The sequence below is a fragment of the Mycobacterium sp. 1245852.3 genome, from assembly GCF_001669335.1.
GTDB classification, from domain to species: Bacteria; Actinomycetota; Actinomycetes; order Mycobacteriales; family Mycobacteriaceae; genus Mycobacterium; species Mycobacterium europaeum_A.
Genome location: NZ_LZLL01000345.1, coordinates 1 through 7,548 on the forward strand (window position 1 = coordinate 1; position 7,548 = coordinate 7,548).

Sequence of the window (7,548 nt, forward strand, 5' to 3'; positions counted from 1 at the left end):
GACGCGGGAGCGCACGCCGAGTGCGCTGAGAGGACGGCTCGGGGCCGTCGACCGTACGAACCTGACCGGGTAATGCCGGCGTAGGGAGATGAAAAATGACTGATGTCCTTTCCGGAATTGCGTCGGGCAGTGCCTCGCACAGCGTGGAGCCGGCCGTCACCACCGGACCCATCTGGGGCAGCAGCAAGGCCTACCGCGAGATCGAGGGCCCGGGTGGGGTGACGCTGCGGGTACCGCTGCGGCGGGTGCACCTGTCCAACGGCGAGGACTTCGACCTGTACGACACCTCGGGGCCCTACACCGATCCGGAGGCGACGATCGATCTGACGGCCGGACTGCCGGCGCGGCCCGGCGTGGTCCGCGATCGCGGGACGCAGCTGCAGCGCGCCCGCGCCGGCGAGATCACCGCCGAGATGGCCTACATCGCCGCGCGCGAGGGCATGCCCGCCGAGCTGGTGCGCGACGAGGTCGCCCGGGGCCGCGCGGTGATCCCGGCCAACCACAACCACCCCGAGATCGAGCCGATGATCATCGGCAAGTTGTTTGCGACCAAGGTGAACGCAAACATCGGCAACTCGGCGGTGACATCATCGATCGCCGAGGAGGTCGACAAGATGGTGTGGGCCACCCGGTGGGGCGCCGACACCATCATGGACCTGTCCACCGGCAAGAACATCCACGAGACCCGCGAGTGGATTCTGCGCAACTCGCCGGTGCCGGTCGGCACCGTGCCCATCTATCAGGCGCTGGAAAAGACCAAGGGCGATCCGACCGAACTGACCTGGGAGCTCTACCGCGACACCGTGATCGAGCAATGCGAGCAGGGCGTGGACTACATGACCGTGCACGCCGGTGTGTTGCTGCGCTATGTGCCGCTGACCGCCAAGCGGGTCACCGGCATCGTGTCGCGCGGCGGCTCGATCATGGCCGCGTGGTGCCTGGCGCATCACCGGGAGTCGTTCCTGTACACCAACTTCGACGAGCTCTGCGAGATCTTCGCCCGCTATGACGTCACCTTCTCCCTGGGCGACGGCCTGCGGCCGGGCTCGATCGCCGACGCCAACGACGCCGCGCAGTTCGCCGAGCTGCGCACCCTGGGCGAGCTGACCAAGATCGCGAAATCCCATGGCGTGCAGGTGATGATCGAGGGCCCGGGCCACGTCCCGATGCACAAGATCGTCGAGAACGTGCGGCTGGAAGAGGAGTGGTGCGAGGAGGCCCCGTTCTACACGCTGGGCCCGCTGGCCACCGATATCGCCCCGGCCTACGACCACATCACCTCGGCGATCGGCGCGGCCATCATCGCCCAGGCCGGCACCGCGATGCTGTGCTACGTGACCCCCAAGGAACACCTGGGGCTGCCGGACCGCAAGGACGTCAAGGACGGGGTGATCGCCTACAAGATCGCCGCGCACGCAGGCGATCTGGCCAAGGGCCATCCGCACGCGCAGGAGCGTGACAACGCGTTGTCGCAGGCGCGCTTCGAGTTCCGGTGGAACGACCAGTTCGCGCTGTCGCTGGACCCGGACACCGCGCGGGAGTATCACGACGAGACGCTGCCGGCCGAACCGGCCAAGACCGCGCACTTCTGCTCCATGTGCGGGCCGAAGTTCTGCTCGATGCGCATCACCCAGGACGTTCGCGACTACGCCGCCAAACACGGGCTCGACAGCGAGGAAGCGATCGAGGCCGCCATGTCCGAGGGCATGGCGGAGAAGTCGCGCGAGTTCGCCGAGCAGGGCAACCGGGTGTATCTACCGCTGGCACAGCAGTGATCGCAAGCGCGGCCGTGGCGATCGCCAGCGGGGCCGTGGCGATCGCAAGCGCGGCGCAGCCGGGCGCAGCGGGTCGCCACCATCGGGCGAAGCCGGGCGCAGCGGGTCGCCACCATCGGGCGAAGCCGGGCGCGGCGGGTCACCGCCATCTGACAGCGGTGATCGCAAGCGCGGCGCAGCCGGGCGCGGCGGGTCACCGCAATCTGACACAGTGACGTTCCTGCCGCTGCCCGCGCCCGGCACGACGCCGCGCCGGGTGCTGTCCATCGCCGGGTCGGACTCCGGGGGCGGCGCGGGCATCGAGGCCGACATGCGCACCATGGCGCTGCTGGGTGTGCACGCGTGCATCGCGGTCACCGCCGTCACCGTCCAGAACACGTTGGGCGTGCGGAGTTTTCACGAGGTGCCTGCCGAGGTCGTCGCCGGGCAGATCGAGGCCGTCGTCGGCGACATCGGCATCCAGTCCGCGAAGACTGGGATGCTGGCGTCGCCGCGAATCATCGACACCGTGGCCACCACGTGGCGCGGGCTGGGGTTGTCGGTGCCGCTCGTCGTCGATCCGGTGGCGGCGTCGATGCACGGCGACGCGCTGATGGCGCCGGCGGCGCTGGATTCGCTTCGCACCCAATTGTTTCCGTTGGCGACGCTGGTGACACCCAATCTCGACGAGGTGCGGCTGCTGGTCGACGTCGACGTGGTGGACGCCGAGTCGCAGCGGGCGGCGGCCAAGGCGCTGCATGCGCTGGGCCCGCAATGGGTGCTGGTGAAGGGTGGTCACCTGCGGTCCTCGGAGCGCAGCAGCGACCTGCTCTACGACGGCGCCGATTTCTTCGAGTTCGATGCCCAGCGGATCGCGACGGGAAACGACCACGGCGGTGGCGACACGCTCGCCAGCGCCGTGGCGTGCGCGCTGGCGCACAACTTCACCGTGCCGGACGCCGTCGAGTTCGGCAAGCGCTGGGTGACCGAATGTCTGCGCGCCGCATACCCACTGGGCCACGGGCACGGCCCCGTCTCCCCGCTGTTTCGGCTGTCGTGATCGCATGAATCTCGACGAGATCGCGGGTGTCGCGCACGAGCCCACGGGGCCGCCGACGGGCGTGGTGGTACTGACCCACGGCGCCGGCGGCAACCGGGATGCCGTTCTGCTGCAGCAGGTTTGCGACGAGTGGGCGCAACGGGGCTGGCTGGCGGTGCGCTACAACCTGCCCTACCGGCGCCGCCGGCCGGCCGGGCCGCCGTCGGGTTCCGCCGCCGCCGACCGGGCCGGCATCGTCGAGGCCATCACGGTGTGCCGCGGCCTGGCCGACGGCCCGCTGATCGCCGGCGGCCATTCCTATGGCGGCCGGCAGACGTCCATGGTCGTCGCGGCCGGCGAGGCGGCGGTGGACGTGCTGACGCTGTTCTCCTATCCGGTCCATCCCCCGGGCAAACCCGAACGCGCGCGCACCGAGCACCTGCCCGACATCACGGTGCCGACCGTGTTCACGCACGGCACGTCGGATCCGTTCGGCACGCCCGACGAACTGCGCGCCGCGGCCGCCCTGGTCACCGGCACGACCGCCGTCGTCGAGATCGCCAGCGCCCGCCACGATCTGCGGTCCAGGACGTTGAACGTGCCGGCGTTGGCCGTCGATGCCGCGCTGCAGCTGCTCGGACGGAAATAGACAGTCAAAACTGGACAGTTTTGGCTGTCTAAAATAGAGTGGTCGCGTGGATGGCATCAGCGAGTCCGCGGTAGCGGCGGCACGCGACATCAGGGTGGTGTTCAGCCGGTTACGGCGCCGGCTGAAGGACATCGCGACCGACGGTCTGACGCCGTCACAGACCGCGGTGCTCACCCGGCTGTGGAAAGAGGGCCCGTCGTCGGCCAGCGTATTGGCCGGCGCCGAACAGGTGCGCCCGCAGTCGATGGCCACCATCCTGGCCGCCCTGGGCCAACGCGGGCTCATCGAGCGCAAGCCGGATCCGAATGACGGCAGGCGCCAGAGGGTTTCGCTGACCCCGGCGGGCAAACGGCGTGCCGAAAGCGGCCGGCGCGCCCGCGAGGAGTGGTTGGCCCGCGCCATCCACGAGCGCTACACCGAGGCCGAGCGGCGCGTCATCGTCGACGCACTGTCGCTACTCGAGCGCTTGACCGAGCAATGAGGACGCGAAAGGACGTGAGCGACAATGGAATTGGGATTGCATTTCATCGACTTCCTACCGGGAGACCCGGCCCGGCTGGGCCCGACGCTGGCCGAGGCGGCCAAGGCGGCCGAGCAGGGCGGCGCGACGCTGTTCACGCTGGCCGACCACTTCTTTCAGATGGAAGCCATGGGACGGGCGGAGGACCCGTTCCTGGAGGGGTACACGTCACTGGGCTTTCTGGCCGGACAGACGACGACAATCGAGCTGAGCCTGTTGGTCACCGGCGTCACCTACCGTTATCCAGGTTTGCTGGCCAAGGCGGTCACGACGCTGGACGTCTTGTCGCAGGGCCGGTCGATGTTGGGACTCGGCGCGGCCTGGTACGACCGGGAACACGCCGCCCTGGGCTTTCCGTATCCGCCGGTGAGCCAACGCTTCGAGATGCTCGAGGAAACACTGCAGATCTGCCGGCAGATGTGGAGCGACAACGACGGCCCGTACCAAGGCAAGCACTATCAGCTGGCCGAGACAATCTGTGCGCCCCAACCGATTCGGCGTCCCCCGGTGCTGATCGGCGGGGACGGTGAAAAAAAGACGCTGCGTCTGGTCGCGCAATACGCCGACATCTGGAATTCCACGGTGACCGAGGTCGACGCGATCAAGCACAAGATCGAGGTGCTCAACCGTCATTGCGAGGCGGTCGGCCGCGACCCCGGCGAGATCCGCAAGACGGTCGGCTACTTCGTCAATCCGTTCGAGGACCTGGACGGGTATTTCCGGACCGTCGAGGGCTACGCCGGACTCGGCGTCGAGCTGGTCAATGCCGGTCCGTTCCCCGGTAATCCGGATCCGGTCGGCTTCGTTCGACGCCTGGGCGACGAAGTGATTCCCCGGCTCGCCGAAATCGGTTGACCCGGTTGGTGATCGGTTAACCGGGATAGCGCGAGTAACAGGCGTCCGCGTTGCCCGTCACGCCGCCGCGGAACGCAGCGATCCGGGTGAATCCGGCCGGCACACTGGTGCCGTCCGCGTCGCTGGCGACCAGATGGTTGGTGAGCAAGCCGGCGACGGCCTCGTCGAGATCGCCTGCGGTCAGCAACAATTGGTTGTGCGAGGGCAGGTCGATCGGCTCGGCCATCTTGCGATGCACCACACCGGTCAGGCACGCGGTGCGCAGCGCGGTCCACGGGCTCTGCATCGGCAGGCCACGTTCATGCTGCACGGCCAGCGCGTATCTCGACATCACCACCGACAGCGCGGTGTCGTCGCCCTGCGGCAGGGTCTGTTGCTTCTCGTCGGCGAGCGTGCCCATGGCGGCGAGGCCGGGCAGGTCGACCACGATGGTGTTGGTGCCCGGGCAGTAGGACGCCGGCGGGGTGGCCTTGGCGTCCGGGCACTCGGCCGGCTGGTAGGACAGCGCCGGCGGGCTGGCCGGGGCGAAGATCTTTCCCAGCAGCTCCATGAGATTCGACAAGGTGTCCTGGTTGATGGGCACCTCGCCGGTTTCGGGTGCGCCGGTGCTGGAGTCGACCCGCAGGGCGTTCGGCAGGTCGCCGCGGCGCTTCTCGATCTCCTTGCGGTTGATCGCCGCACAGGCCGAGGCGCCGTTGAGGAATCCCATTTGAAAGGCGCTGATCCGGTCCAGGGCCGACCCGTGGGCGTCGTCGTTCTCGGTCTCGCTGTCCATGACGGGGTCCCGCGTGGTGATGATCCCGGCCAGCACGTGGTCGAGCCCGTCGGCGGTGCTCAGCGTGAAGCGCGGCGACTTGCCGTCGGCGACCCAGTACAGATAGACGCCCGCGAAGCAGTCGGCCTGCTGCTCGCGGACGATGGTCGCGTCGCGTCTGGTCACCAGCTTCGCCATCTGTTGCAGCGCGTGCCCGAATTCGTGTGCCAGCACGCCGGTGACGGACATGTCACCGAAATACTTCTGCGCCATGGGCATGAATACGCCGCGGTCCCAGGCGATCAGGTTGCACTTGCCGGTGTAGAAGGCGTTGACGAGCTTGTAGGTGTCGTTGTGGCACACGATCGGGCTGCTGGGATCGGTGGAGTTGTAGGACACCATCTTGCTGAGCGGAACGAACTTGCCCTGCAGCGATTGGTCATACACCGACTTCCAGTAGTCCTCGATGTCGTTGACCGACAGCAGTGCGAGTGTGTCGATGGGGCCGTTGTCGGTGTTGAGCACCTTGCCGGTGGGACTGGGCGCGTTCGAACGGATCCCGCTGGGTCCGTTGGTCGCCGGCAGCCCCCCGACCAGAAACGGATCGTTGAGCATCGACAGCGCGCGTCCGTCGACGAAGGTCGTGCAGCCGGCCACCAGGAGTGCCGCCGCCGCCCACACGAGGGCCGACCTGAGCGCATGGCTTTTCATGACCAACCTCATCCCGACCGGCTACGACGCAGCATCAAGGAAACTCATCCTAGAGGCATCGACCATAACGGGCAGCAGGAATCGGGCGACCCAGCAAACGTCGACACGAACGCGGCAACCGATGCCGCTAGCGTTCCAGCGCCCGTGCGCAGTGGTCGAGGATGGCGCGGAAGGTCCAGCGGAACAGCGGCGACGTGACCGCCTCGGTCACCTTGCCGCCCCCGCTGGCCGGAACCGTGTAGGCGGTCTCCCAGTCGACGTGCGCGCCGTCGCCCGACGAAGTGATCGTCACGGTCCCGCCCTCGTGATTCGAGGCGGGTATCGAGCGGACGACGAGGTAGGAGTAGTTGTGCGGCGGCTCGTAGGCGGTGATCCGTTCGCGCAACCACACGCCCAGCCCCGTCACTTCGCGCACTGCCCCCACGCCTGGGCCCGACGAGCCGTCGGCCCAGCCGGCCCTGAGCAGCAACGGAGCGGTGGTCAGGTTGGCCGGGTCGGTCAGCCAATCGAAGACGCGTTGCGGCGCCGCCGCGACGGTGCGCTCTACGTGAATCTGGACCATGCGCTCCCCTGCCCTGCGATGCCGACGGGTGTCACCGACATGCTAAACGGTGGGCGGTCGCGGTTCAGGGCACCCGGGTGCGGTGCCTCTTGTTGTGCGGCGGCACGCCATTGACCCCGCCGATGGATTCCGCGTAGCTGCCGACGACGAACCCGACGCCAGAACCCATGACCGCCAACGCTTCCCGGTTGATGTTGTCGACGGTGTCACGAGGGCTCTGGAAGTTGGGATCGAACGCCACGCCGGCCTGACCACCCCATAACCGGGCCTGCACGGGGCTTTTCGGCTGCGCGGCGCCGGTGGTCATGCCGCCGACCGGCACGCCGGCCACCATGAACGGGTGGTAGTCGGCCCTGGTATCCAACGGCAGGTCGGCGGGACGCTTGCCGGCGAGGTTCAGATAACCGGCCAGCATGCGTTCGATGCCGGCCGATCCCTCGGGCACGTCCGCGGCCGAGACGTTGGGTGAGGGCGGGCCGGACTGATCGCCGTCGTCGGTGAAGAATCCCGCGTTCGGCGACCCCAGCATGGTGAAGTTCAGGTAGAGCGCGATGTCGTTGAGTTGGTCGCGGTCCATGCCGAACACGTAGTCCATGACGCCGTTGCGGCCGTCCTCGTCGGCTCCCCAGAACACGAACCGCACCGCGTTGGTGACCGGGGCGAGCGGGCCCAGTTGCAGCGCCGTCTCCAAAACGGCGGCCACC

Annotated in this window: 8 protein-coding genes and 1 riboswitch; of the genes, 5 read left to right on the top strand and 3 right to left on the bottom strand. The window is 68.1% G+C overall.

Going from position 1 to position 7,548, the window contains the following annotated elements; translation table 11 throughout:
* Positions 1-104, top strand: a riboswitch (TPP riboswitch). This riboswitch is flagged as partial in the annotation.
* From thiC to A9W96_RS15455, 5 genes are all read left to right on the top strand, one after another.
* A complete protein-coding gene (gene thiC, locus A9W96_RS15430; RefSeq protein ID WP_067140982.1) occupies positions 96-1,775 on the top strand; it encodes a phosphomethylpyrimidine synthase ThiC in 1,680 nt (559 codons plus the stop codon). It overlaps the preceding riboswitch by 9 nt.
* A gap of 211 nt (positions 1,776-1,986) precedes the next feature.
* The gene (gene thiD / locus A9W96_RS15440; protein ID WP_066872456.1) at positions 1,987-2,814 is read left to right on the top strand and encodes a bifunctional hydroxymethylpyrimidine kinase/phosphomethylpyrimidine kinase; all 828 of its coding nucleotides are present in this window, start codon (positions 1,987-1,989) and stop codon (positions 2,812-2,814) included.
* A gap of 4 nt (positions 2,815-2,818) precedes the next feature.
* Entirely contained in the window at positions 2,819-3,442 is a 624-nt protein-coding gene (locus A9W96_RS15445; protein ID WP_066879843.1) for an alpha/beta family hydrolase, read from the top strand.
* 46 nt (positions 3,443-3,488) lie between these two features.
* Entirely contained in the window at positions 3,489-3,923 is a 435-nt protein-coding gene (locus tag A9W96_RS15450) for a MarR family winged helix-turn-helix transcriptional regulator (RefSeq protein WP_067140986.1), read from the top strand.
* Positions 3,924-3,947: 24 nt separating this feature from the next.
* Positions 3,948-4,817 carry an LLM class F420-dependent oxidoreductase gene (locus A9W96_RS15455; protein WP_066872448.1) on the top strand — a complete coding sequence of 290 codons (870 nt, stop codon included), beginning with the start codon at positions 3,948-3,950 and terminating at the stop codon, positions 4,815-4,817.
* Between the two features lie 16 nt (positions 4,818-4,833).
* Here A9W96_RS15455 and A9W96_RS15460 read toward each other — a convergent pair whose 3' ends face one another.
* The 3 genes from A9W96_RS15460 to A9W96_RS15470 all read right to left on the bottom strand — a co-directional run.
* Complete coding sequence (locus tag A9W96_RS15460) at positions 4,834-6,282, bottom strand: neutral zinc metallopeptidase (RefSeq protein WP_066879831.1); 1,449 nt, start codon at positions 6,280-6,282, stop codon at positions 4,834-4,836.
* Positions 6,283-6,409: 127 nt separating this feature from the next.
* Positions 6,410-6,844, bottom strand: coding sequence for an SRPBCC family protein (locus tag A9W96_RS15465; protein WP_066872442.1), 435 nt, complete (start codon positions 6,842-6,844; stop codon positions 6,410-6,412).
* A 64-nt stretch (positions 6,845-6,908) separates the two neighbouring features.
* A partial coding sequence (locus tag A9W96_RS15470; protein ID WP_156765262.1) for a M28 family peptidase occupies positions 6,909-7,548 on the bottom strand: 640 nt, incomplete at its 5' end.